General features: G+C 56.0%; 19 protein-coding genes and 1 pseudogene. 9 read left to right on the top strand and 11 right to left on the bottom strand.

Translation table 11 applies throughout. The features are described 5' to 3' along the window. Positions 1 to 119: 119 nt before the first annotated feature. Entirely contained in the window at positions 120 to 659 is a 540-nt protein-coding gene (locus KGB20_RS09185; protein ID WP_090454863.1) for a hypothetical protein, read from the bottom strand. 299 nt (positions 660 to 958) lie between these two features. Here KGB20_RS09185 and KGB20_RS09180 point away from each other — a divergent pair, with 299 nt between their 5' ends. Together KGB20_RS09180 and KGB20_RS09175 are read left to right on the top strand one after the other, a co-directional pair. Then, positions 959 to 1,252 carry a hypothetical protein gene (locus KGB20_RS09180; protein WP_057715330.1) on the top strand — a complete coding sequence of 98 codons (294 nt, stop codon included), beginning with the start codon at positions 959 to 961 and terminating at the stop codon, positions 1,250 to 1,252. Positions 1,253 to 1,382: 130 nt separating this feature from the next. Further along, positions 1,383 to 1,943 carry a hypothetical protein gene (locus tag KGB20_RS09175; RefSeq protein ID WP_057715331.1) on the top strand — a complete coding sequence of 187 codons (561 nt, stop codon included), beginning with the start codon at positions 1,383 to 1,385 and terminating at the stop codon, positions 1,941 to 1,943. Between the two features lie 36 nt (positions 1,944 to 1,979). Here the strand turns inward: KGB20_RS09175 and KGB20_RS09170 are convergent, their stop codons facing one another. Genes KGB20_RS09170 through KGB20_RS09150 form a run of 5 tightly spaced genes read right to left on the bottom strand, consistent with a single transcriptional unit; the run spans position 1,980 to position 7,014 of the window. Then, positions 1,980 to 2,297, bottom strand: a complete 318-nt coding sequence (locus tag KGB20_RS09170) for a cytochrome C oxidase subunit IV family protein (RefSeq protein ID WP_057715332.1) — start codon at positions 2,295 to 2,297, stop codon at positions 1,980 to 1,982. A gap of 13 nt (positions 2,298 to 2,310) precedes the next feature. Next, a complete protein-coding gene (locus tag KGB20_RS09165; RefSeq protein ID WP_057715333.1) occupies positions 2,311 to 3,024 on the bottom strand; it encodes a heme-copper oxidase subunit III family protein in 714 nt (237 codons plus the stop codon). A gap of 6 nt (positions 3,025 to 3,030) precedes the next feature. Next, positions 3,031 to 3,723, bottom strand: a complete 693-nt coding sequence (locus KGB20_RS09160) for a cytochrome c oxidase subunit 3 (RefSeq protein WP_150813694.1) — start codon at positions 3,721 to 3,723, stop codon at positions 3,031 to 3,033. After that, the gene (gene ctaD, locus KGB20_RS09155) at positions 3,720 to 5,492 is read right to left on the bottom strand and encodes a cytochrome c oxidase subunit I (RefSeq protein WP_154910602.1); all 1,773 of its coding nucleotides are present in this window, start codon (positions 5,490 to 5,492) and stop codon (positions 3,720 to 3,722) included. The genes KGB20_RS09160 and ctaD overlap by 4 nt, the downstream gene beginning before the upstream one ends. Positions 5,493 to 5,541: 49 nt before the next feature. Continuing rightward, entirely contained in the window at positions 5,542 to 7,014 is a 1,473-nt protein-coding gene (locus tag KGB20_RS09150) for a cytochrome c oxidase subunit II (protein WP_154910526.1), read from the bottom strand. Between the two features lie 314 nt (positions 7,015 to 7,328). On the opposite strand from KGB20_RS09150, the gene KGB20_RS09145 reads away from it, so the two are divergent. Next, positions 7,329 to 7,667, top strand: coding sequence for a hypothetical protein (locus KGB20_RS09145; RefSeq protein WP_150813696.1), 339 nt, complete (start codon positions 7,329 to 7,331; stop codon positions 7,665 to 7,667). 944 nt (positions 7,668 to 8,611) lie between these two features. On the opposite strand, the gene KGB20_RS09140 is transcribed toward KGB20_RS09145, so the two are convergent. Both KGB20_RS09140 and KGB20_RS09135 read right to left on the bottom strand, forming a co-directional pair. Further along, positions 8,612 to 9,538: a LysR family transcriptional regulator gene (locus KGB20_RS09140; protein ID WP_090454858.1), complete on the bottom strand. Its 927-nt coding sequence runs from the start codon at positions 9,536 to 9,538 to the stop codon at positions 8,612 to 8,614. Further along, a complete protein-coding gene (locus tag KGB20_RS09135) occupies positions 9,535 to 10,509 on the bottom strand; it encodes a quinone oxidoreductase family protein (RefSeq protein ID WP_154910527.1) in 975 nt (324 codons plus the stop codon). Before KGB20_RS09135 ends, KGB20_RS09140 begins: the two co-directional genes overlap by 4 nt. A gap of 491 nt (positions 10,510 to 11,000) precedes the next feature. Between KGB20_RS09135 and KGB20_RS09130 the strand changes: the two genes are divergently transcribed. Continuing rightward, positions 11,001 to 11,279, top strand: a complete 279-nt coding sequence (locus tag KGB20_RS09130; protein ID WP_090454856.1) for a DUF2790 domain-containing protein — start codon at positions 11,001 to 11,003, stop codon at positions 11,277 to 11,279. Between the two features lie 277 nt (positions 11,280 to 11,556). After that, positions 11,557 to 12,210: a hypothetical protein gene (locus tag KGB20_RS09125; protein WP_154910528.1), complete on the top strand. Its 654-nt coding sequence runs from the start codon at positions 11,557 to 11,559 to the stop codon at positions 12,208 to 12,210. Positions 12,211 to 12,356: 146 nt separating this feature from the next. On the opposite strand, the gene KGB20_RS09120 is transcribed toward KGB20_RS09125, so the two are convergent. Further along, entirely contained in the window at positions 12,357 to 12,656 is a 300-nt protein-coding gene (locus KGB20_RS09120; protein WP_150813722.1) for a hypothetical protein, read from the bottom strand. 319 nt (positions 12,657 to 12,975) lie between these two features. Next, positions 12,976 to 13,617 carry a response regulator transcription factor gene (locus tag KGB20_RS09115; RefSeq protein WP_057715341.1) on the bottom strand — a complete coding sequence of 214 codons (642 nt, stop codon included), beginning with the start codon at positions 13,615 to 13,617 and terminating at the stop codon, positions 12,976 to 12,978. A gap of 304 nt (positions 13,618 to 13,921) precedes the next feature. Here KGB20_RS09115 and KGB20_RS09110 point away from each other — a divergent pair, with 304 nt between their 5' ends. After that, positions 13,922 to 18,784, top strand: coding sequence for a HAMP domain-containing protein (locus KGB20_RS09110; protein WP_154910529.1), 4,863 nt, complete (start codon positions 13,922 to 13,924; stop codon positions 18,782 to 18,784). A gap of 117 nt (positions 18,785 to 18,901) precedes the next feature. Further along, the gene (locus KGB20_RS09105; protein WP_150813700.1) at positions 18,902 to 20,035 is read left to right on the top strand and encodes a response regulator; all 1,134 of its coding nucleotides are present in this window, start codon (positions 18,902 to 18,904) and stop codon (positions 20,033 to 20,035) included. On the opposite strand, the pseudogene KGB20_RS09100 reads toward KGB20_RS09105, so the two are convergent. Further along, positions 20,021 to 20,206: pseudogene (locus KGB20_RS09100) on the bottom strand (alkyl sulfatase C-terminal domain-containing protein); the annotation flags it as partial. The gene KGB20_RS09105 and the pseudogene KGB20_RS09100 overlap by 15 nt on opposite strands. Before the next feature lie 414 nt (positions 20,207 to 20,620). Between KGB20_RS09100 and KGB20_RS09095 the strand changes: the two are divergent. Together KGB20_RS09095 and KGB20_RS09090 are read left to right on the top strand one after the other, a co-directional pair. Beyond that, entirely contained in the window at positions 20,621 to 21,175 is a 555-nt protein-coding gene (locus tag KGB20_RS09095; RefSeq protein ID WP_154910530.1) for a YdeI/OmpD-associated family protein, read from the top strand. 213 nt (positions 21,176 to 21,388) lie between these two features. Continuing rightward, the gene (locus KGB20_RS09090) at positions 21,389 to 22,129 is read left to right on the top strand and encodes a Mut7-C RNAse domain-containing protein (RefSeq protein ID WP_057715344.1); all 741 of its coding nucleotides are present in this window, start codon (positions 21,389 to 21,391) and stop codon (positions 22,127 to 22,129) included. Positions 22,130 to 22,194 lie beyond the last annotated feature (65 nt).

Genomic DNA, 22,194 nt, shown 5'->3' with positions numbered 1-22,194 from the left:
CGAGTCTGGAGCCACCACTGTTCAGGTTAACGTGAAAAACAGATCTGGCCCCGCGCCTCCACTCAAGCACCCCCATTATTTATTTCGCACTATTCAAGCGACTTACTTCAATCGCTTCTTCAATTAGAAAACACATATTGCCCCCTGACTTTTCTTGGTGAAAAAAAAGCCAAATCTGGAAATATCTTCTGGCGAACGTAGTATACAAAAGCAAACATTCCGATACCTATAACCGAGCCGACAAACATTGGGATGGAGCCTGAGATCAACCCTTCAAACTGCTTCGCTGCCGAGCCCATGGATAGAACAATGTAAGCATTGTAAGCTCCTGCCAAGTGATTGTAGAAGCCCCAGGCAAACAAGAGCGGGACAAGTGCGCTCAAACCGCCAATTATCCATCTAGCGTTAGGTCCAATAGTTGAACCTATACCAAAGCCGATTAGAACAGCTAATGCTGCCTGGATAAACATTAGCGTAATAACGGCATTAACCTTGCGATCATGTATATCACAGAGGTAGGGGTCAGCAGTTGAAGCGATCAAGCGAGCAAGCAGACTGTCCTTGATCCCTTGTCCTGAGAGCCGAGTGAATACTTCCGACTTAGGTACTCCGGACGAGATCAGGTCTTTTATTTTGGCTTTAGCTTCTTTTTTTTTCATATTAGTGACGACTCCGTGGCACAAGGGCAAATTGTGATAACGCCTGAAGCGAGATGATCACGTTTTCACGAGCCTGCTGGACGGTGTTCCCCTCCAACGCGTACAGGTACCTGACCAAGCATAGCCACTAATTTGCCATCGCTATTCACGACGGCAAAAATGGCCGGTGGTCGTTGCATTACGATTGTCGCCGACGTTTGGCTAAGCTTAATAAATCAAGGCGAGCTGAAGCCTTGAGTAATAGCGGCCATCAACGGATCTGGATTGGCATCAAGGCGACACTCCCAAGGGAGACGACTATGTATGCGGTTATAAGAACCTACCTGGGTACTGGAGCAAAGCAGCTTTTCGAGTTGTTGGAAGAGCGCAATGCCGACGTCGAAGCGACCCTGCGGACAGTGCCTGGCCTCGTCAGCTACACACTGTTGAATACGGGTGATGGTGGTACAGCGGTGACTGTTTGCACGGACAAGGCCGGCAGCGATGCAAGCCTGAAAGTCGCGCGTGACTGGATTCAGAAAAATGCATCGAATATCCGCGCGAACCCGCCGATCGTGACGGAAGGTCCGGTCATTGTGCAGATCAGCCAGTGACCGGTCCGCAGGATGGTGAGTGCTATACTTTTTTCAAATTGCACCGGGTGTGCAACGTTCCCCACAGTACAGCTGCCAAGTGCTGCCGGACAGAGGAGGTCTGCAGCAAACCCGAGATGGGAGGTGTGGCATGAACCGACACTATTACATCAGTGACAATCTCAACGATCTTGAAAACGTTGAATATGAATTGGAAGCCAGCGGCATCAATTCCGAACAGATTCATGTGCTCAGTGAAAAAGTTGCTGATGTAGAAGAACATCACCTCCACGAGATCAGCTCGCTGATGGAACAGGATGCTGTTCACTCTGGTGAGATTGGTGCGGTGATCGGCGTGCCACTCGCAGCGCTGGTCCTGGGTGGCGCCTATTGGATGGGCTGGACCGAATCCGCCGCAGGCTGGATGCCCTTTATCTTCCTTGCCATTGTTGTATTGGGCTTCTGCATCTGGGAAGGCGGTTTTTTTGGGTTCCAGGTGCCGAACACTCACTTCCGCAATTTCAAACAGGCAGTAAAAGAAGGGAAACATATCTTCTTCGTGGATGTTGAACCGAATCAGGAATCGGTACTGGACCAGGTCATCAAACAGCATCCGAAGCTGAAGATCGCCGGCACGGGAACGGCAGCCCCCCACTGGACAGTGGCCTGGCAGCACAAATGGCATCAGTTCAAGCGAGTGATATCGGGTTAGCGCCTGGGGACTCAAGGCCATCCGAAAGCTGCTTGCCTACTGGCCAAAGAAAATGCCCCTGCTGAGGAAAATATAGTCTGCCTCGGAGGCCATCAGCCCGATAAGCACCAGTAAACACAACGGTGGCACCAATATGGCGTAGACCAATGCCAGGCGCTCCCATGCCATATGCATGAAGATGGAGACAATCAAACCTGCCTTCAACAACATGAACGTGATGATCAGGGACCACCGAAGGTAGCCATGAAAGTGGAAATAGTCGACAAGGTACGACAGCGTGCTGAGGACGAATAACAGTCCCCAGATTTTAAGGTACAAACTGATTGGATGTTGCTGACCCTGAGCATGTGCCATCACCCGTGCTCCTCTACCATAAATAGAAGAATGCAAAAATAAATACCCACACCAGATCCACGAAGTGCCAGTAAAGCCCGGCTATCTCGACGTTCTGATAGTTGCCGGAGCGCTCATAATCTCCGCGCCATACCTTCAGCGCCACAATGCTGAGGTAGAGGGCGCCGATTGATACATGCAGTCCGTGAAAACCGGTAATCATGAAAAAGCTGGCGCCAAATTGCGCCGCTCCCATGGGGTTCCCCCAGGGACGCACCCCTTCTGCGATGAGCTTGCTCCATTCAAATGCCTGCATGCTGACGAAAGTCACACCCAAGGCAGCGGTCGCCAGCATCAGGGCCGCGGTTTTCGCGCGATTACGGCGATAGGCGAAATTGACGGCCATGGCCATGGTGCCGCTGCTACTGATCAGCACAAAGGTCATGATGGCGATCAGAATAAGCGGGATTTCCTTGCCGCCGATCGTCAATGCGAATACTTCACTGGGGTTCGGCCAGGCGCTGGTGATGGTCATGCGTACCGACATGTATCCGGTCAGAAAACAGGTGAATATAAACGTGTCGCTGAGCAGGAATATCCACATCATCGCCTTGCCCCAAGGCACCTGCTTGAAGGCCTCTTTATCCGAGGACCAATCGCTGGCGATGCCCTGCCATCCCGGTGCAGGCGGCGAACCTGGTGGATTGGATGAACTGGATTCGACTTGGGCTTGTGGGTGCAATGCCATGACTGTTCACCTCAGGCCGCAGAATCTGGCGATGGCTTCATAGGTTTGCGGCGTGCTGGCCAGCAGCGCGAAAAGCACGAACCAAAGGCCCAGCAAGTAATGCCAATAGATGGCACAGAGCTCTACGCTGGCACCAAGCTGCGCCAGTGGCACATGACGCAGAAATCTGGCGACGATCCAGCACCAGGCGATCAGCCCGCCCAGCAGGTGGAGCCCATGCAGGCCGGTCAACAGGTAGAAGAAACTGTTGGCCGGATTGCTGGCGACAAAGTAGCCCCAGGCGACAAACTGCTGCCAGACCCAGAGTTGCCCCGCCAGAAAGGCAATGGCAAACACACCCCCCAATGCAAAACCAATGACCGTTGCGCCCAGCCGAGCCTTTCGGGCGGCCATACGCGACCATTGCAGTGCGATGCAACTCAATACCAGAAAAGCCGAATTCAGCCAGAGCGGCCGGAGATTGTCTAACGGCGCCAAAGGCTCTGTCAGGGGTAGCCAGTCGGCCATTTGAGAACGGGCAATAAAGGCGATCAGGAAGAGGAAGAATAACGAACTCACCACCACCAGAAACAAGCGCAGGCCTACCCTTGCGGTTTGCCTTCTATCGGCATCCTCGGCGGCCGGAATACCCTCAGGGTCGCGACTCCAGCTACCGCCGGGATCAGCGCCGTCGGCGTTTCTCAATAGCAGCCTGTTCATGTCTTGATGTCCGCCTTGGTTCCGGCACTGAGTTGCCGCATCTGCTCCAGCTCCTCGGCGGAGACCGTTTGCGGCACGAAATCCTGCTCTATGCCCGGCACACTGTAGTCATAGGCCCAGCGATGCACGACCGGCAACTTCGCGCCCCAGTTACCGTGTTTCGGCGGGGTGTCCGGCGTTTGCCATTCCAGACTGGCCGCACCCCAGGGATTACTGCCTGCGGGCTTGCCCTTGAATGCACTCCAGGCCAGGTTGAACAGGAACAGCAACTGGGAAACGCCGACAGTCAATGCGACCACCGTAATGAAGGCATTCAAGTCTTGCGCGGACTGCGGGATGAACGCGTAGTTTTCATAGGCGTAGTAGCGACGTGGCATGCCCTGGAAACCCAAGTAGTGCATGGGGAAGAAAATGGCGTAGGTGCCCAGAAAGGTTATCCAGAAATGCAACTTGCCCAGGGTGTCGTTCAACAGGCGCCCGGTGACTTTCGGGTACCAGTGATAAATGCCGCCGAACACCACCAGTACCGGGGCTACCCCCATGACCATATGAAAATGGGCCACGACGAAATAGGTGTCCGAGAGCGGGATGTCCACGATCACATTGCCGAGAAACAACCCGGTCAGACCGCCGACCAGGAAGGTGACGATAAAGGCCAGGGCAAACAGCATCGGGACGGTCAGATGGATGTCGCCGCGCCACAGGGTCAGTACCCAGTTATAGACTTTCAGCGCCGTCGGCACCGCGATAATCAAAGTAGTGACGGCGAAGAAAAAGCCAAAGTACGGGTTCATTCCACTGACATACATGTGGTGCGCCCAGACCACAAAACTGAGTACGCCAATCGCAATAATGGCCCACACCATCATTCGGTAGCCGAAGATATTTTTACGCGCATGGGTACTGATCAAGTCGGAGACCAGACCAAACGCAGGGAGAGCGACGATGTAGACCTCCGGGTGACCGAAGAACCAGAACAGGTGCTGGAACAATATCGGGCTGCCACCCTGGTGATCGAGCTGCTGCCCCAGCGAGATCATCGCTGGCATGAAGAAGCTGGTGCCCAACAGCTTGTCGAACAGCATCATGACCGCACTGACAAACAACGCCGGGAAGGCCAGCAAGGCCATGATCGAGGCCATGAAGATGCCCCATACCGAGAGCGGCATGCGAAACAAGGTCATGCCGTGCGTGCGCGCCTGCAACACCGTGGTGACGTAGTTCAACCCGCCCATGGTGGCGGCGACAATAAAAATCGCCAGTGAGACGAGCATCAGGACAATGCCCCACTCGACCCCCGGTGTCCCCTGGGTAATGGACTGTGGCGGATAGAGCGTCCAGCCCGAACCTGTGGGGCCGCCAGGGACAAAAAAACTGCTGAGCAACACCAGTACCGCCACCAGGTAGAACCAGTAGCTGAGCATGTTGACATAGGGGAAGACCATGTCCCGGGCGCCCACCATCAGCGGGATCAGATAGTTGCCGAAACCACCCAGAAACAAGGCTGTGAGCAAGTAAATGACCATGATCATGCCGTGCATGGTCATCGCCTGATAGTAAGTACTGGCGTCCATGAACGCTAAACTGCCGGGGAAACCTATCTGCATGCGCATCAAGCTGGACAACACCAGAGCGATAAGACCCACGAAGATGGCCGTCAAGGAATATTGAATGGCTATGACCTTGTGGTCCTGACTCCAGATATATTTGGTCAGGAAACTCTTGGGCTCGTGCAGTGCTTCTGTCTCGGCTTGCTCCGCATAGGCCATCACGTCATCCTCCTGCCGAAGTTTCAGTGCATTCCTGGCTGTTTTACGGCTACTTCCCTGGCTCCGCCTTGCTCGCATCAGCGTCAGCATTCGCTTTGGATTTGATAAAAGCGATCAGTGCATTGAGCTCCTCGTCACTCGGAGCCAGGGTCGGCATGACGGCTGCATAGCCCTTGACGATTTTGGCATTGGGATGCAGAACCGATTCTTTGATATAGCCCTCGTCGACCTTTACGCTCGTATCGTCGGCAAGGGTTTGCGTCTTGCCATACAGGCCCTGCCAGCTGGGGCCGACGCCCTTGTTGCCATCGACACTGTGGCAGGCCAGACAGCCGAGCGAGCCGGCCAGTCGCTGCCCCTGCGCCACCAGGTCTTCACCCGGGCTCGACGCTTCGCCGGTCGAAGGTTCATCGTCTTGCCCCGCAGCACCCAGTGATTTGATCAGGGCGATGACAGCGCCCAGTTCATCGTCTTTGAGAGTATAGGCCACCATCACCGGCGGGTAGCCCTGTACCAGCCGGGCCTTCGGATCGAGAATCGACTCTTTCAGGTAGGCCTCGTCGACCACCGCACTGGTGCCATCGGCAAACTGTTCAGTGCGGCCGTACAGCCCCTTCCATCCCGGGCCGAGACTGGCGCTGCCATCCTGGCTATGGCAGGCCTTGCAGCCGAGCTGCTCGACCAACTGGCGGCCTTTTTCCAACACGTTGTCGCGACCGGGTTTGGCAGTTGTCGTCAATGTCTGCGCAAAAGTCGGCTGGCCGTTGAGCCATTGATCGAAGACGCCCTGCTCTTCCACGATCATATGGCCGCGCATGTTGTAATGACCTACGCCACAAAATTCAGCGCAAAGGACTTCGTATTTTCCGGTTTTAGTTGGCGTAAACCAAAAGTACGACACCATTCCTGGCACCATATCCATCTTGCTGCGAATTTGCGGTACATAGAAATCGTGCAGGACATCTTTAGCGCGCAACAAGACTTTTACCGGCCGGTCGAGCGGAAGGCGAACTTCATTATTCATTACAAGCACATCGTCTTGCCCTGCAGGATCCTTGGGATCAAGGCCGAAAGGATTGGCGGCATCAATAAACCTGATATCCGATTTGCCCAGCTTTGCGTCCTGGCCGGGAAAACGAAAGGCCCACTGCCACTGCTGGGCGACCACTTCAAGTTCGTAAGCCTCTTTCGGCACCCGGATGAAATCGTTGTAGACAACAAGGCCTGGCGCCAACATCCCGGCAATACCGACCGACGTTATGATAATTAGCCACAGTTCCAGCTTTTTATTTTCTGGCTGGTAGGCCGCCCTGACACCCTCCTTGTGACGATACCGCATCACCGCTACTGCCATGAATACCGTGATGGCAATGAAAAATATTCCGCTAATGATCAGGGTGATGAACAGGGTGGTGTCTATGGAACCCCAGTTGGAAGCTGCCGGTGTCGCGTGCCAAGGCGCCAGTATGTGGAATAGCACTGATGCAATAACGATTAGTATCAGGACAATTGCTATTGCCATTTCCTCTTCATCCTATTCCTGTTGTTCATTGGTTATGCAAAAGCATCGCCTCTGACGTCCAAGCAGGGCAGACAAATACCACCCATCCGGGCGGCAAAGTCAGTAAGAAGTATAGAGCCCATCGGGTTGTACGTGAGGTTGGCAAGCGAGGCCCGGCGACCGGCTATACTGAATGTCTGATGACGGACAGCAGGGTCGGCCAGAAGCGGCGCCAAAAATCGAACCCTGCCCTTGTGCAGTCATCCAACATAAGTGATGGCATCGAGCAGGAACGATAGCTACAGATTCCAGCAATCCACATGGGAGGTTTCGTCATGAGTGCCCTGACGATCGAAGGTTGGTGCAAAACCAGCGGCGCCCAAAAGTCCACCCCGATGGGGGAGGTTCATTTCTACGTCGACGGCCCTCTGCACCTCCGTCTGGAGCAGGCCGAAGAGCGCTTGCAGAAGACCCACGAGCCGGAAGCCATGGTCGATGTCGATATGGACTCGATGGATCTGATCATGCCCGAGGGATACGCCCCCTTGTCCGACTGTCAGATGCGTGTCTATTTGCACCACGAACGCGGACAGTTCCATCTGGTTGGACACCGGGCGAGTGACGGCAGTTTGATCTACACCAATGCGGTGTTGATAGATCAGCTGCTTGAGTAGCGGTTACGTGATTCTCGGCATCGATGTTTCTCCGCGGGTAATGTGCGGTGCCGAAAACTCACTCGTCTATTAAACAGAATTCAGCGTGTTGCTTCGACCGGTTGAAACCACAGTTAGAAGCGGCCCTCTCGCCCCGTTGAATCCACCTTGCCTCAGGGACAAGTAGCCCCTACTAAAAACGATCGGTTAAACAGGGCCGCTACTCTCTCCAAAAATGGGGTACTACACCCACCCAACCAGGCGTTTACCACCAACTTTGAGGAATATTCCCCCCTCCTCCCTTTCTCTCGCTTGAAACCCCTCGCAAACAGCTTGTTAATTAATTTGAGTTTTTTCTTCGCCCTATTGATATGGCTCATTAGTTGCACCACCCCTGGTACCCGCAACAGCTGTCGTCCCGGACATCATGGAGACGGCGGGGCTCGCCGGATTCGGCATGACGCGAGGGGTAGGAAATGAAACGCGTGACACCACCATGCGGTTCCATCGCCTTACTACCCAAGTCAAGCCTGTGGTGCGTGTTCCACGCAAAAGTGAGGATGGGTGATGGCTTCCACTGATAGATCAATTGCTCGAATCACGAAACGGCCGATGGCCCTTTATAAGCAGCTGGCCGAGTTGGGCCTGATGTTTATCGCGTTGGTGATGACGCTGGCGTTGTCCGCTGTACTGGCGATGGAATTGACCCTTGGAGTGTTCTGACGAGTTATTGCTCATGCGACGAGCGCCCGTTTTACCAGGCACCCATGCAAAGAAAGCGGTTATGGGAGGTGTGTCATGTGGAATCAGCCTCTGATGATTGTGGCGATCTACCTTGCCATCACCCTCTGCATCGGCTGGTTGTGGTCCGTTACTATCCTGTATTGGCTTTGATGCAATGCTGATTTTATGAACACACATGACCGGCAGCCATGTGTCGGTCAGGTGAATCGAAGGTCAGCCTGTCAGATGGTCCATGGGGGCGCGGGCGTAAACTTTGACTCAATCCATTGTTTGAACGCGACGACCACGGCACCCGGAAACTTGGCTGATGGCCTGACCAGGTAGACCCCACCGGCGGTATCCAATTGCCAGTCAGGAAGGACCTGCAACAGTCCCCCGGCAGCAATATCACGGCTCATCAACCAGTCACCTGCCCCCAGTATTCCCGCATCGGCGCAGGCCGCCGCAAGTAATGATTCGCTGTCATTGGCCGTCAGGTTTCCTTTGGGAGAAACCGTCTGCAGTTCATTGCCGCGATGGAGTCTCCACTGAGGAAAAGACGCAAGGCCACTGAAGCGAAGGCAATTGTGCCTGATCAGGTCCTGTGGCGTTTCGGGCATGCCGTGCTTTGTGATGTAAGCAGGCGAGGCACACAGTATCCGGCGATGGTCACTCAGTTTTTTGGCTATCAGCCGGCTGTCGTCCAGCTCTCCGATTCGGATCGCCGCGTCAAAACCTTCATCGATGATGTCGACCAGACGCTCGCTATAGTCAGCGATGATCGAGACATGCGGATGAGCCTTGAGAAACTCCGGCAGCATCGGGCCAAGCCAACGTCTGCCCATGGCTGCCGGCAATGCAAGGCGCAAAGTACCGCGGATTTCGCTGGCACCCTCGGACGCTTGCTGCTGCGCTTCATTCATCAATTCAATGGCTGAGCGAAGGCGTTGCTCCAGCCTGGCACCTGTTTCAGTAATTCGAACCTGGCGGGTGGAGCGCTCCACAAGCCGAACGCCAAGGCGCTTTTCCATTGCGGCGAGTCGTTTCGAAACGACTGTTGGGTGTCGCTGCAATAGCCGGCCTGCCCCGACAAACGAGCCTTGCGAGGCCACGGCCAGAAACGCAGCGATTTCGTCGCTGTGCTGATTGTTCAGAACATCAAGATTCATGGTTTTAGAATGATCGCCCCCGATGAACGCCCCGACTCCAGGTCCGCATGCGCCAATGCTGCGTCCGCCAGCGAGTAACTTGCCCGGACCGAAGGTTTGATAATACCTGCACCTATGGCGGCCAACACATCCTGCGCTCGTTCCTGGTACTCAGAGACACTCGCCGTATGGGCTGCCAACGAAGGACGTGTCAGGAACAGCGAGCCTTTGGTATTGAGTGTCGACAGTTCCACGGCTGACGGCGCACCCGATGAGGCTCCGAACGATACCATCAGGCCTCGTGGTCGCAAGCTATCCAGGGATGCCTGGAAAGAAACACGCCCTATCGGGTCATAGACGACGTCGACCATTTTATCCTTGGTGATACGAGCGACCTGGGAAGCCAGGCTGTCCGCATCGAACACCAGGACTTCATCGCATCCCGACGCCAGAGCTTTCTCGACACTGGCCTGCTTTGAAACCACGCCGATCACGGTGGCACCCAAGTGCTTCGCCCACGGCACCATTATTTCCCCCAGCCCTCCAGCCACACCGTAGAGAAGAATGGTTGTACCGGGCCCCACAGGATAGGTGGCTTTCAACAGGTACTGCGCAGTGATGCCCTTGAACATGACGGCTGCTGCATCGTCAAATGACAGCGAATCCGGAATTCTGACCAACCGCTCTGCCGGATAAAGCCGGGCCGAAGCATAGGAACCCAAGGGGCCGGTGGCATAGGCGACGCGATCCCCTACTCGCACGTTGCTGACACCCGCACCCACAGCGGCGACACGCCCCGCGCCTTCCAGCCCAAGCCCAGATGGCAAAGCAATGGGCACCGCCCCTTTTCGTTGGGTAACGTCGAGAAAGTTGACACCTACAGCCTCTTGCTCAAGCCATACCTCACCCAGGCCGGGCGCTTGTTCGCTCAGTGTCTCCTGGTTCAGTACTTCAGGGTTGCCGAACTGGTTAAACCGGATCGCAGATACCATGGTCATCTCTCCTTCAGTCAGAAGCCGTTATCAAATGAGTGACCTCAGTGTGATAACTGACCTGCTGATGAACAAGACGGGTTGATTGCAGGACATTAATGCACCTGTTGCAGCAATATAATCACGGATAGCACGCTTTACTACGTGGAGCATGTTGGTTTCATTGTGATTTTGGAGATGCCAAAGATTACCTCCGAGAGTCCTCCATGGGTCGGATATAGCCCTCGGTGACAGGCAGAAATCGGCCAATACCCAACGCGTGACAATCGGTCATGACATGTCATGACCTCCTTAAAAAACGGACTTTTTCCAGCAAATACGGGGGTTAAAGGACGAACGGTCGAGAGGCGTCAAGCGTGGGGAATTGCCGGGAGTTTGCAGCCACTACAGGCTTTTCAGGCAGGCGCGTTCGTCGCGGTCAAGTGAACTTCACTTTCACCACGTGTCACATTAAGTCCTTGTCAAGCGAACTTCAGTGGAGGTACAGCCTTATGAGCATGGCCACGATTGTCAGTGCCGTGATTTCCAGTCTCGCACCCAGTGTCTTTGACCAGAGCAGCCTGCAAGAACCCGGTGCGCATGTTTCAGCCGTCGAATACCACTACGGGATGGAGATCGATGTGAAACGGGTACTGCAGCGCACCGATACATCCGACAAGACCGGCGTGGTACCGGTGACCCTGGTCTACGAAGACAGCGAGGGCGAGGTTCACAAGATCCGTTTCCTCGAATGGGGTGGAAGCCCCGCCGACCCTACCAGCATTGCCTGATTCGCTCGTCGATCGGGTTCCGGGCCTCACCGCCCCCCCAGAAGCGGAAGTTAAACCTCCCATGCACTCAGTGCGATTGAGGTTTTTGGTTACCTGAAAATGGACATGATCGAATGACTAAAAGTTCATTCGCGAAACTCACTATTATCTTGGCGGCGTAATGTCGCAAGATTAACCCATAACAATTACTGGATCTAAGTGGCAGTCAGCAACGGAAAACCCCAATCAAGCCGTGCCGAGAGCCAAGTTGATTCACTATTGAAGCCAAGAGGTCACCATGGAACTTAGTATGTTTTCTTCGTCCACCGTGGAATATGTGCGTTTGGGCGTTGTATATTTTCATCTTATCGCCTGCTGTGTGGCAATCGGGCTGGTCTTGACCAGCGACATTGCAATGGTCAAGCAACTCCTGAAGGGAGATGCGTCAGGCCACCACGATGACGCGCACATGGAAAGCCTTCAAAAAACCGTAGTGCTTGCACTTGTAGCGCTCTGGATTACGGGCATTGGTATTGTCGGGATCGATTATGCCGGCAAGGGGATGGAATATTTCCTCAATCCCAAACTGCAAGCCAAAATCGGCATAGTTGTGCTGTTGACCTTTAACGGCATCCTGTTGCATAGCGCGGTATTGCCGGCGCTGAAAAAAGCCGGTTCGTTACTCAAACTCTCCTTCAGCCTGCGCATGCTGGCGCTGTTTTCCGGCGCCCTCTCTGGCGTGTCATGGTTCTATGCCGCCATGCTGGGTATTGGTCGTCCGCTGGCCTGGAAGTACTCACTGGTGGAGTTGCTGGCAGCCTATCCGGTACTCATCGTCGGCGGTTTCGGGATGATGGTACTGCTCACCGCCTGGGCAAAAGACAGAGACACCGAAGCGCGCAGGGAGCAAGGCACCAGGACCCTGGGTAACGCCGCCCTCGCTGGATGGTGAAGCCAGGTTGAACAAGGAAGTTCAGCTTTAGCCAATAAAAATTAGCTGTTCGCAAAATTTGAGTTGAGCGCCTGACCGGTAAAGTCTCCCCGCCGGGCGACGATAGTGAAATTTCAATTACCCGCAGTAGTCATGGAGACAGGCATCTATCGCTTCCCCTTCATGCAGACTACGGACAGATATGCACCCCAAAGAACACCACATAGGGCAAGTATCAGCTCCGGATTGAAAACACTCTGATCGACCGGCGCCACCAGGATTTCGCTATAAAGACACATGGCGCCCGCGATCAACGCAATAAAGTAGCCTGTCCGGTTTCTAGTCCGGCGCAGCAACAGAACCTTTTTCAGACCCTCGTCTTTCCATTCCTGTCGGGGTATGAGTTGGATCTCCTCCAGCAGCACCACTCCCCACAGCAATGCGCATAACCAATAACCTATCATCATGATGCCCTCCAGTTTGAACATTGATTCAACATGAATGCAGCGTGCACTCCGCGCTCAACTTGCGAGTATCAATTTCGGAGTCTTTTCTGACTCGTGAAACTTGCTCTCATGCATATCCTGAAGGCCATGGCGGTACAAGACTTTGACGAAGACAACTCCATTGAGCGGACGAAAATTTGCCGAGAGGTAAATATGCTTGATTGGAACGGCTCGCGCTATCGACGTTAGCAGGACTTCTTTGTAGAGCTATCGACCAAGAGCTTGTAGTGATTCCACTACAAACAGTCTGGTGCCCGGCTGCGTCGGATGGCAGGGCGATCTAAGTCAACAGGCCGTTTTCGAGTGCATAGCGGGCCAGTTTCGCGTTGCTGTCCATCCCTGTTTTTTCCAGGATGCGTGCCCGGTACGTCGTGACGGTACTCGGGCTCAAGTGCAATATCTGAGCGATGCGGACAATTCTCTCGCCTGCAGCGAGGAGCTTGAGTACTTCAAGCTCCCGGTCGGATAGCGCTTCGTGGGGCGCCGCGTCGCCTTTGCCGATAGCGTTGACCAGTTTTTCCGCCAGCTCAGGACTGACGTGTTTGCCACCTGAGGCCACCTTGCGAACTGCCGTAACCAGGGTGGCTGCGGAAATATCTTTAGTGAGGTAGCCCGCAGCGCCGAGCTTGATTGCGCGTAATGCATAGGCCTCGACCGAATGCATGCTCAGCATCAGAACGGCGAGCTTGGGCTTGTGCGCACGCATGAGTTTGAGGAGTTGGAGGCCGGTCTTGTCGGGAAGCTGAATATCCACCAGCGCCACGTCGAAATCCTGCTCCCGGACCAGGAGCATTGCGTCTTGTGCCGTCTCGGCTTCACCCGTTACGTCGATCTCGCCGGCAGTCTCCAGCATGCGTCGCACGCCACTACGTACGATGCTGTGATCATCCACCAGCAAGACTCTGATTTTGTGGTCAATCATCTGTATTTTCCATTCGCACCCGCAAGGCCCCGGCCGTATCGTGTCTCGACGTACGGATGATGTTGAACCCGCCGACACAGTGGCGTGCGCTCATGCATTCCCACACCAGCCCTGCGGCCAGCGGCCAGTGGCCAGTGGCCAGTGGCCAGCAAGCCATGGAATCTACTGCAGAGTTTGACGTTAGCAGGCACAGAGCACACTTGCACTTTTGCCTCAGCCGTTAGCGGCGCCTAAGCTCTTAGGATTGTCTGCACGCCCATGGGTAATGCCTTGCCCGTGGCATCAATTATGACTGGACAGAGGCATGGCCACAGTGACGACACCGATCGAAGTTTTCGACATGAAGACGTTGCTGGCAGCGCTGAAGTCGTTGCGCAAAGGTGACTTCACTACACGTATGCCGGAAGACTGGACCGGCATGCCGGGCAAGATCGCCGACACGCTCAACGAGATCATCGACATGGCAGCCGACACCACCACCGAATTCGAACGCGTGGCGCGTCTGATCGGCAAGCAGGGCAAGGTCGATGAACGTATCGAATTGCCGATGATGAAAGGCTCATGGCAAAAGATCGTCAACTCGAGCAATGCGCTCACCAGCGACCTCATCAGCCCGATGAACGAGATCATTCGCGTTGTCGGTTCGGTTGCCGAGGGTAATCTGAACCAACAGGTACCGCCGGTACTCAACGGCCTGAGACTGCGGGGTCAGTTCCTCAAATCCGCCGAGATCGTGAACACCATGGTGACGCGACTGGGCTCCTTCGCTTCCGAGGTGACCCGCGTGGCGCGCGAAGTCGGCACTGAAGGGATTCTCGGTGGGCAGGCCAATGTCAAAGGGGTGTCCGGCACCTGGAAAGACCTGACCGACTCCGTCAACGACATGGCCGCCAATCTGACCACCCAGATGCGCAACATCGCTTACGTGACGACTGCGGTGGCCAAAGGCGATCTGGGCAAGACGATTACCGTCGAAGCCAAGGGTGAGATTCTCGAGCTGAAAAACACCATCAATACGATGGTCGGCCAGCTCTCGAGTTTCGCTGCGGAGGTGACCCGCGTGGCGCTGGAAGTCGGTACCGAAGGCAAGTTGGGCGGTCAGGCGGAAGTGCGCGACGTATCAGGCACCTGGCGCGACCTGACCGAATCGGTCAACGGCATGGCGGCCAACCTGACCACCCAGGTGCGCAACCTCGCACAGGTGACGACGGCGGTGGCGCGTGGCGACCTCGGCAAGAAAATTACGGTTGAAGCCAAGGGCGAGATTCTCGAACTGAAAAACACCATCAACACGATGGTCGACCAGCTCTCCAGCTTCGCCGCGGAGGTGACACGCGTCGCACTGGAAGTCGGTACCGAAGGCAAACTGGGCGGACAGGCCGAAGTGACCGGCGTGTCCGGTACCTGGAAGGACTTGACCAATTCGGTCAACGGCATGGCGGCCAACCTGACCACCCAGGTGCGCAACATTGCCGACGTGACGACGGCGGTGGCCAACGGCGACCTGTCACGCAAGATCACAGCCGAAGCGAAAGGAGAAATTCTCCAACTCAAGGAAACCATCAACACGATGGTGGACCAGCTCTCGACCTTTGCCGACGAAGTGACGCGCATGGCTCGCGAAGTGGGGACTGACGGCAAGCTCGGTGGCCAGGCCAAGGTGACAGGCGTCGGTGGAACCTGGAAAGATTTGACCGACTCGGTCAACAGCATGGCGGCCAACCTGACCAATCAGGTGCGCAACATCGCCGACGTGACGACGGCGGTGGCCAAAGGCGACCTGGGACGCAAGATTACCGTGGAAGCCAAGGGCGAAATCATGGAGCTGAAGAACACCATCAACACCATGGTGGACCAGCTCAATAGCTTTGCCGCCGAAGTGACGCGGGTGGCGCGCGAAGTCGGCACCGAAGGAAAGCTCGGGGGACAGGCACAGGTGCAAGGCGTGTCCGGCACCTGGAGGGATCTGACCGAAAACGTGAACTTCATGGCCGCCAACCTGACCAGCCAGGTGCGAGGCATCGCGAAAGTGGTGACCGCGGTAGCCAACGGCGACATGAAGAAGAAACTGACACTGGAAGCCAAGGGTGAGATCGCCGAACTGGCCGACACCATCAACGGTATGACCGATACGCTGGCGCTGTTCTCCGATCAGGTGACCTCGGTGGCGCGTGAAGTGGGCGTCGAGGGCAAGCTGGGAGGCCAGGCCAACGTGCCGGGTGCTGCCGGCACCTGGCGCGATCTGACCGACAACGTGAACGGTCTGGCGGCCAACCTGACCAATCAGGTGCGCGCAATCGCCGATGTGGCGACTGCCGTGACCAAGGGCGATCTGACGCGTTACGTGGAGGTGGAAGCAAAGGGTGAAGTGGCGGAGCTCAAGGACAACGTCAACGAGATGATCCGCAACCTGCGGGAAACCACGCGGCAAAACGCGGAGCAGGATTGGCTCAAGAGCAATCTGGCGAAATTCAACCGTCTGCTGCAGGGCCAGCGCGATCTGGCGGCAGTCTCCAAGATGGTGCTGTCTGAACTGGCTCCGCTGATCAACGCCCAGCACGGTGTGTTCTACATGATGAACGAGAGCCCGCCCGATCCTGCGAAACTCAAGCTACTGTCCGCTTATGCGTACAAGGGAAACATCAATGTGAACGATGAGTGGCGGCTCGGCGAGGGCCTGGTCGGGCAATGCGCCTACGAGAAGCGGCGCATCCTGCTGACCGATGTACCCGCAGATTACGTCGCGATTTCATCCGGACTGGGTGCGGCCGCCCCGCTGAACATCATCGTGTTGCCGATCCTGTTCGAGAACAAGGTCAAGGCCGTCGTCGAAATGGCTTCGTTCACGCGCTACAGCATCATTCATCAAACCTTCCTTGATCAGCTGGCTGAATCGATTGGTATCGTGCTCAACACGATCGAAGCCAATATGCGTACCGAGGAACTGCTCAAACAGTCGCAATCGCTGGCGCAGGAGCTGCAAAAGCAACAAGAAGAATTGAGACAGACCAACGAGGAACTGGGGGACAAGGCTGGACTGCTGGCGGAGCAGAAAGCCGAAGTCGAGCGCAAGAACCGCGAAGTCGAAATCACCAAGCTATCGCTGGAGGAGAAGGCGGAGCAACTGACGCTGACCTCGAAGTACAAGTCCGAATTCCTCTCCAGTATGTCCCATGAGCTCAGAACGCCATTGAACAGCTTGCTGATCCTGGCCCGCCAGCTCAGCGACAACGCGGAACACAACCTCACTCCCAGGCAGGTCGAATATGCCAAGACCATCCGTAGCGCGGGCAAGGATCTGCTCGAGCTGATCGACGAGATTCTCTATCTGTCCAAGATCGAGTCGGGTACGGTCACACTGGATCTGAATGAAGCGCTGTTCGACGATCTGCACGACCAGATCGAACGCACCTTCCGGCCGGTCGCCGAAAGCCGGGGCCTCTCCTTCACGATTGAACTGGCGACTACCCTGCCCCCCGTCATCCGGACCGACGAAAAGCGCCTGCTGCAGGTGGTCAAGAACCTGTTGTCCAACGCCTTCAAGTTCACTGAGCAAGGCAGCGTCAAGATCAGCATCGCGCCCGCTGTGTCCGGGTGGAGCGTGGATAACAGCGAATTGAATCGTGCCGATGCGGTGGTCGCCTTCGTGGTCACCGACACCGGCATTGGCGTCTCGGCCGGCAAGCAGAAGCTGATCTTCGAAGCGTTCCAGCAGGGAGATACCGGGACCTCACGAAAATACGGCGGCACCGGCCTCGGCCTGTCGATCAGCCGCGAGCTCGCACACCGGCTGGGCGGTGAGCTGCGGCTGATCCCCGGTGAGATCGGCAAGGGCAGTACTTTCGCGCTGTACGTGCCCTTGCGTACACAGGATGCCCAGGGTCAGACGCTAGACGAATCAGCGACAGAGGCAGTACCTGGCCAGGTCAAGCGCGACCTCATGTCAACGCCGACCGCACAAGTACTGGACGACCGCGAGTCTGTCCAACCCGGGGATCAAGTGCTGCTGATGCTCGAGGGCGACGCCCGATTCGCCAGCATTCTGCTCGAGGCCGCGCACCAGAAGGGGTTCAAGGCTATCGTCACGACCCGTGGCGCGGATGCACTGGAGCTTGTCGAGCGCTTCAAACCCACCGCGATCACGCTGGACCCGGGCCTGACGGACATCGATGGCTGGTCGCTGCTCGAGCAGTTGAAGCGCAATTTCGCCACGCGTCACATCCCGGTCCAGATCATCTCGATCGCTGACGACCACACCCGCGGGCTGCGCTATGGCGCTTTCGACTATCTGCTCAAGCCGGTCACAGCCGACGAGATTCAAAATGCGCTGGTCGGCATCGTGGCATTCGCTCGGCGCAAGACCCGGAACCTGCTGCTCATCGACGGCGACGAAGGGAACCGCGCCCGCATCCTCGATCTGCTCGGTAACACCGACGTGAAGATCACAGCGACCGACAGCGGCGCTGACGCCATGAAGAAACTGGCAAAGAAACGCTACGACTGCATGGCAATCAATCTCAAACTGCCCGACGCATCCGGCATCAGGTTTCTCGAGGCGTTGCAGGAAGACCCCGCCATGCGTGAATTGCCGATCGTCGTCTATGGTGTAGAGACGCTGACCAAACCGGAGCACGAGCGTTTCAGGACACTGCTCGGCAAGGGCGTCATCAAGGCCGTTCAGTCCCCCGAGCGCATACTCGACGAAACCGCACTGTTTCTACACCGTGTCGTCGCCAGGCTGCCGCAGACCCAGCGCAGAATGCTGGAAAAACTCTATGAGGGTTCGGACAGTCTCGAGGGTAAAAAGGCCCTGGTGGTCGACGATGACGTGCGCAATATTTTTGCCCTGACCAGCGTGCTTGAGAGCAACAAAATGCTGGTGGCCACGGCCGAAAACGGCCGAACCGCCATTGAGCTGCTGCAGCAGCAGCCCGATACCGACATCGTGCTGATGGACATCATGATGCCCGAGATGGATGGCTTTGAAACCATGCGCCAGATCCGTACATTCAAAAGATTTGAAGCCCTGCCCATGATTGCGCTGACGGCCAAGGCGATGATGGGTGACCGTGAAAAGTGCATCGAGGCAGGAGCCTCGGACTATGTCAGCAAGCCGGTGGATACCGACCAGCTACTGTCACTGATGCGCAAATGGCTCTATCGATGATTCTGTGCCGCGCTCATTGCGCGACAGCAAAGGTGGCAAAGTGCGCAAGGCCGGCTCGACTTTACCGGTGTTGCCGTAATGGCAAGAGGCGCTAGCGCAAACCGAAGTGGCATAAATATGCAGCAGGAACCCCCGGTATTCAATGAGAGAGCCCAGGTGCGGCACCCGCTCCCGCCTGATGGCGTGCCAGCATCCGTGTTGCTGGTGGATGACAATCCCGCCAAGCTCACGGCGCTCGCCGCGGTGATTGCCGACATGGGCCTCGATATTGCCACCGCGACTTCCGGACGCGAGGCGCTGCGCCTGCTATTGCAGCGCGACTTCGCCGTCATTCTGCTCGACGTGAAAATGCCAGTGATGGACGGTTTTGAAACCGCTGCACTCATTCACGGCCGCCCGAAGTCGGCCCACACGCCCATTATCTTCGTCACGGCGGAGGCCGACACCGATTCCGAGCGTTTCCGCGGTTATACGGCCGGCGCAGTCGATTACATCTTCTCGCCGATTGTGGCCGAGGTTCTTCGCGCCAAGATCCAGGTGTTTGTCGACCTGTTCTACTTGCAGCGCAAACTGACGATGCAGGCCGAAGAATTGCTGCAATCGAAGCTGCAGCTGCGTGAACTGGCCTCCTATCAGGAGCACATCAAGGAAGAAGAGCGAAAGCGGATCGCACGGGACATCCATGACGAGCTGGGACAGAGTCTGCTGGCGTTGCGAATCGATGTCTCCATGTTGCAGACGCGCACCAGTACCATGCACCCCAAGCTCAACGAAAAGGCCAGCGATGCTCTGAATCACCTCGATACAGCCATCCGCAGTGTCCGCAGTATCATCAATGATCTTCGGCCACCCGTACTCGATCTTGGATTGCAGGCAGCGATCGAGTGGCAACTTGAAGAGTTCCGCCAGCGCAGCGCGATCGATTGCACGATGTCGGCGAAAGACGAAAACTTCCGTTGCGATCTGAATGAAAAATCCGCCACCACCCTGTTCCGCATCGTGCAGGAATCGCTGTCGAATATTGCCCGGCACGCGCAAGCGACACAGGTGCATATCGAACTCTCCAGGGAGGGTCGCCGGCTTTACCTGCAGATCAAAGACAACGGCGTAGGCATGACGGATCGCAAAAAACTGAACTCGTTCGGGTTGGTGGGGATGAAGGAACGCATCAGCATGCTGGGCGGGGAGTTCACGATCGACAGCGCACCGGACAAAGGAACGAGATTAACGATATCGCTACCACTGGACTGACCCGGCTGGCATCTTGATATCACCCGAGGCCAGTGCGTCTTTCAACGAGGTCTCTTTCAACACGATCTTGTTCAGCGTGTCGCGGGTCAGGGTCACCTTCGCATCGGCATCTTTTGCTTCAACACCTTCGGTGTGGTTGAGCACGCCATTCTCCATTTCCACCGAATATTTCTGTTCAAGGTCGGTAAAATCGAAGTTGAGCGATAGCCGCTTGCCTTCGGCTTTCGGCCCGAAATCCGGGTCTGGAAGCCTCTGCCAAAAGTAAAGATTTCAATCTCGGACGCGTACTTTTTTGAAGCGCAAACCATGGCCGACTTTTTCAACAGAATCGGCCATAAGCAGCCACTGGACAGACTAGTGGCTAATAGGTAGCTTCGACCTTCTGCACTGAGTCTTTACCGCAGCTGAGCCTGGCGTCATCAATGTCGCGCTTCTCCCTGGGCTATGTCGCGTTTGCTGCAATTCCTCCAGACTAGACAAGGGCTTGCAGGACGACAAGGAACGTTATACGACATCACTGTCGCGTTTAAACGCGACAGTGATGTCGCCAAATAGTAGTTAGGCGTATTAGTTGGAGGAGTTGCAATGACAACAATCGATGTGAAATCCCGATTCGAAGCAAAGCTTCTTCGTCCGGCAAAGTCTGGTAATGATACGTCGTGGGCGTTCGTAGTACTGCCAAGAGACGCAAGTGAACAGCTTCCGAGGCGAGGAAGGACGACAGTTGAAGGCACAATCAATGGACACCATTTCCAGGCAACCCTTGAGCCGGATGGTCAGCGGAGCCATTGGCTGCAGGTAAGTAGAGAGTTACTCGAAGCTGCAGGCGCGGCCGTTGGGGATATCGTTACACTAGAGCTAACCCCTGTGAAGAAGGAACCCGAGCCTGACATCCCAACAGACTTTCAGGAGGCACTGGCAGCCACTCCTGAGGCTCGTAAAGTTTGGAACAACACGACGACCATCGCACGAGTAGACTGGATACACTGGATTACTTCAGCCAAGCAACTTAAGACGCGCGTAAAACGAATTGGTGATGCCTGCGATATGCTTGCATCCGGCAAGAAGCAGGTTTGCTGTTTCGACCAGTCCGGTTACTACAGTAAGGCCTTCCGTGCGCCCGAGGCAGATGATTTTTAAATGGAACATTCCGTTGAATACGCCTGACAATGCATTCAAATCGTTCGCTTCGTTCACCGGGACCGGCTGAAGCCGCCTTTTAGCTTAGTTGTTAAGAATGTCTGCAAAGGTTCGTTCACTGCCGTTCATGGCCACGATGCATGGTGTTTAAATCTGGCATAAATGGCTGATCAGTTCGATTGCAAGCCCTGCAGCCCTGCCATACTGTTCAACATGACCAGTGCAACTTTCCGCTTCTACGAGGAGCTCAACGATTTCCTGCCGGCCGAACGGCGGCGGCAACCCTTCACCTGTGAGTGCGCGCAAGGGGCGACGGTCAAGCACATGATCGAGGCGCTCGGGATACCGCACACCGAGGTCGAACTGGTGCTGCTCAACGGCGAGTCGGTGGGCCTGGAGCGGGTGATCCTCGACAATGACCGGCTGGCGGTGTATCCCAAGTTCGAAGCGCTGGACATCAGCCCGCTGCTCAAGGTTCGTGCGCAACCTTTACGGGTGCTGCGTTTCGTCGCGGATGCGCACCTTGGCGGGCTGGCCAGCCTGCTGCGCATGAGCGGCTTCGACACCCTCTACGACAATGGCTTCGAGGATAGCGAAATCGCCGAGATCGCTGCGCAGCAAGGACGCATCGTGCTGACCCGCGACCGCGAACTGCTCAAGCGGCGAATCATCAGCCACGGCTGTTATGTGCATGCCCTGAAACCGTCGCTGCAGCTGCGCGAATTGTACGAGCGCCTCGATTTGGCGCGTAGTGCGCGGCCATTCAGCCTGTGCCTGCATTGCAACCTGCCGCTGCATGAGATCAGCCTGGAACTGGCCCGGACGCAGGTGCCGCCACGCATTGGCGTCCTCTATTCGCACTTCCTGCGCTGCGACGCCTGCCAACGGGTTTACTGGGAGGGTTCGCACTGGCGCGGTATGTGCGCATTGCTGGCACCGCTGCTGAATCGATAGCCGCCAGTCCTTGGCGGGCAAAATAACAAAATTGCCATGTGCTCCCTTCGTTCCTTCTTGCGTCG

The organism is Pseudomonas sp. BF-R-30, from assembly GCF_019956175.1.
Classification (GTDB): Bacteria; Pseudomonadota; Gammaproteobacteria; order Pseudomonadales; family Pseudomonadaceae; genus Aquipseudomonas; species Aquipseudomonas jessenii.
The sequence above is the reverse complement of the archived record's forward strand: the minus strand, read 5'-3'. Positions and strand labels throughout refer to the sequence as shown.

What these genes read in the sequence shown, in the direction of transcription:
- KGB20_RS09185 (WP_090454863.1), bottom strand. Translation starts at nt 659, where the DNA reads ATGAAAAAAAAAGAAGCTAAAGCCAAAATAAAAGACCTGATCTCGTCC.
- KGB20_RS09180 (WP_057715330.1), top strand. Translation starts at nt 959, where the DNA reads ATGTATGCGGTTATAAGAACCTACCTGGGTACTGGAGCAAAGCAGCTT.
- KGB20_RS09175 (WP_057715331.1), top strand. Translation starts at nt 1,383, where the DNA reads ATGAACCGACACTATTACATCAGTGACAATCTCAACGATCTTGAAAAC.
- KGB20_RS09170 (WP_057715332.1), bottom strand. Translation starts at nt 2,297, where the DNA reads ATGGCACATGCTCAGGGTCAGCAACATCCAATCAGTTTGTACCTTAAA.
- KGB20_RS09165 (WP_057715333.1), bottom strand. Translation starts at nt 3,024, where the DNA reads ATGGCATTGCACCCACAAGCCCAAGTCGAATCCAGTTCATCCAATCCA.
- KGB20_RS09160 (WP_150813694.1), bottom strand. Translation starts at nt 3,723, where the DNA reads ATGAACAGGCTGCTATTGAGAAACGCCGACGGCGCTGATCCCGGCGGT.
- ctaD (WP_154910602.1), bottom strand. Translation starts at nt 5,492, where the DNA reads ATGGCCTATGCGGAGCAAGCCGAGACAGAAGCACTGCACGAGCCCAAG.
- KGB20_RS09150 (WP_154910526.1), bottom strand. Translation starts at nt 7,014, where the DNA reads ATGGCAATAGCAATTGTCCTGATACTAATCGTTATTGCATCAGTGCTA.
- KGB20_RS09145 (WP_150813696.1), top strand. Translation starts at nt 7,329, where the DNA reads ATGAGTGCCCTGACGATCGAAGGTTGGTGCAAAACCAGCGGCGCCCAA.
- KGB20_RS09140 (WP_090454858.1), bottom strand. Translation starts at nt 9,538, where the DNA reads ATGAATCTTGATGTTCTGAACAATCAGCACAGCGACGAAATCGCTGCG.
- KGB20_RS09135 (WP_154910527.1), bottom strand. Translation starts at nt 10,509, where the DNA reads ATGGTATCTGCGATCCGGTTTAACCAGTTCGGCAACCCTGAAGTACTG.
- KGB20_RS09130 (WP_090454856.1), top strand. Translation starts at nt 11,001, where the DNA reads ATGAGCATGGCCACGATTGTCAGTGCCGTGATTTCCAGTCTCGCACCC.
- KGB20_RS09125 (WP_154910528.1), top strand. Translation starts at nt 11,557, where the DNA reads ATGGAACTTAGTATGTTTTCTTCGTCCACCGTGGAATATGTGCGTTTG.
- KGB20_RS09120 (WP_150813722.1), bottom strand. Translation starts at nt 12,656, where the DNA reads ATGATGATAGGTTATTGGTTATGCGCATTGCTGTGGGGAGTGGTGCTG.
- KGB20_RS09115 (WP_057715341.1), bottom strand. Translation starts at nt 13,617, where the DNA reads ATGATTGACCACAAAATCAGAGTCTTGCTGGTGGATGATCACAGCATC.
- KGB20_RS09110 (WP_154910529.1), top strand. Translation starts at nt 13,922, where the DNA reads ATGGCCACAGTGACGACACCGATCGAAGTTTTCGACATGAAGACGTTG.
- KGB20_RS09105 (WP_150813700.1), top strand. Translation starts at nt 18,902, where the DNA reads ATGCAGCAGGAACCCCCGGTATTCAATGAGAGAGCCCAGGTGCGGCAC.
- KGB20_RS09095 (WP_154910530.1), top strand. Translation starts at nt 20,621, where the DNA reads ATGACAACAATCGATGTGAAATCCCGATTCGAAGCAAAGCTTCTTCGT.
- KGB20_RS09090 (WP_057715344.1), top strand. Translation starts at nt 21,389, where the DNA reads ATGACCAGTGCAACTTTCCGCTTCTACGAGGAGCTCAACGATTTCCTG.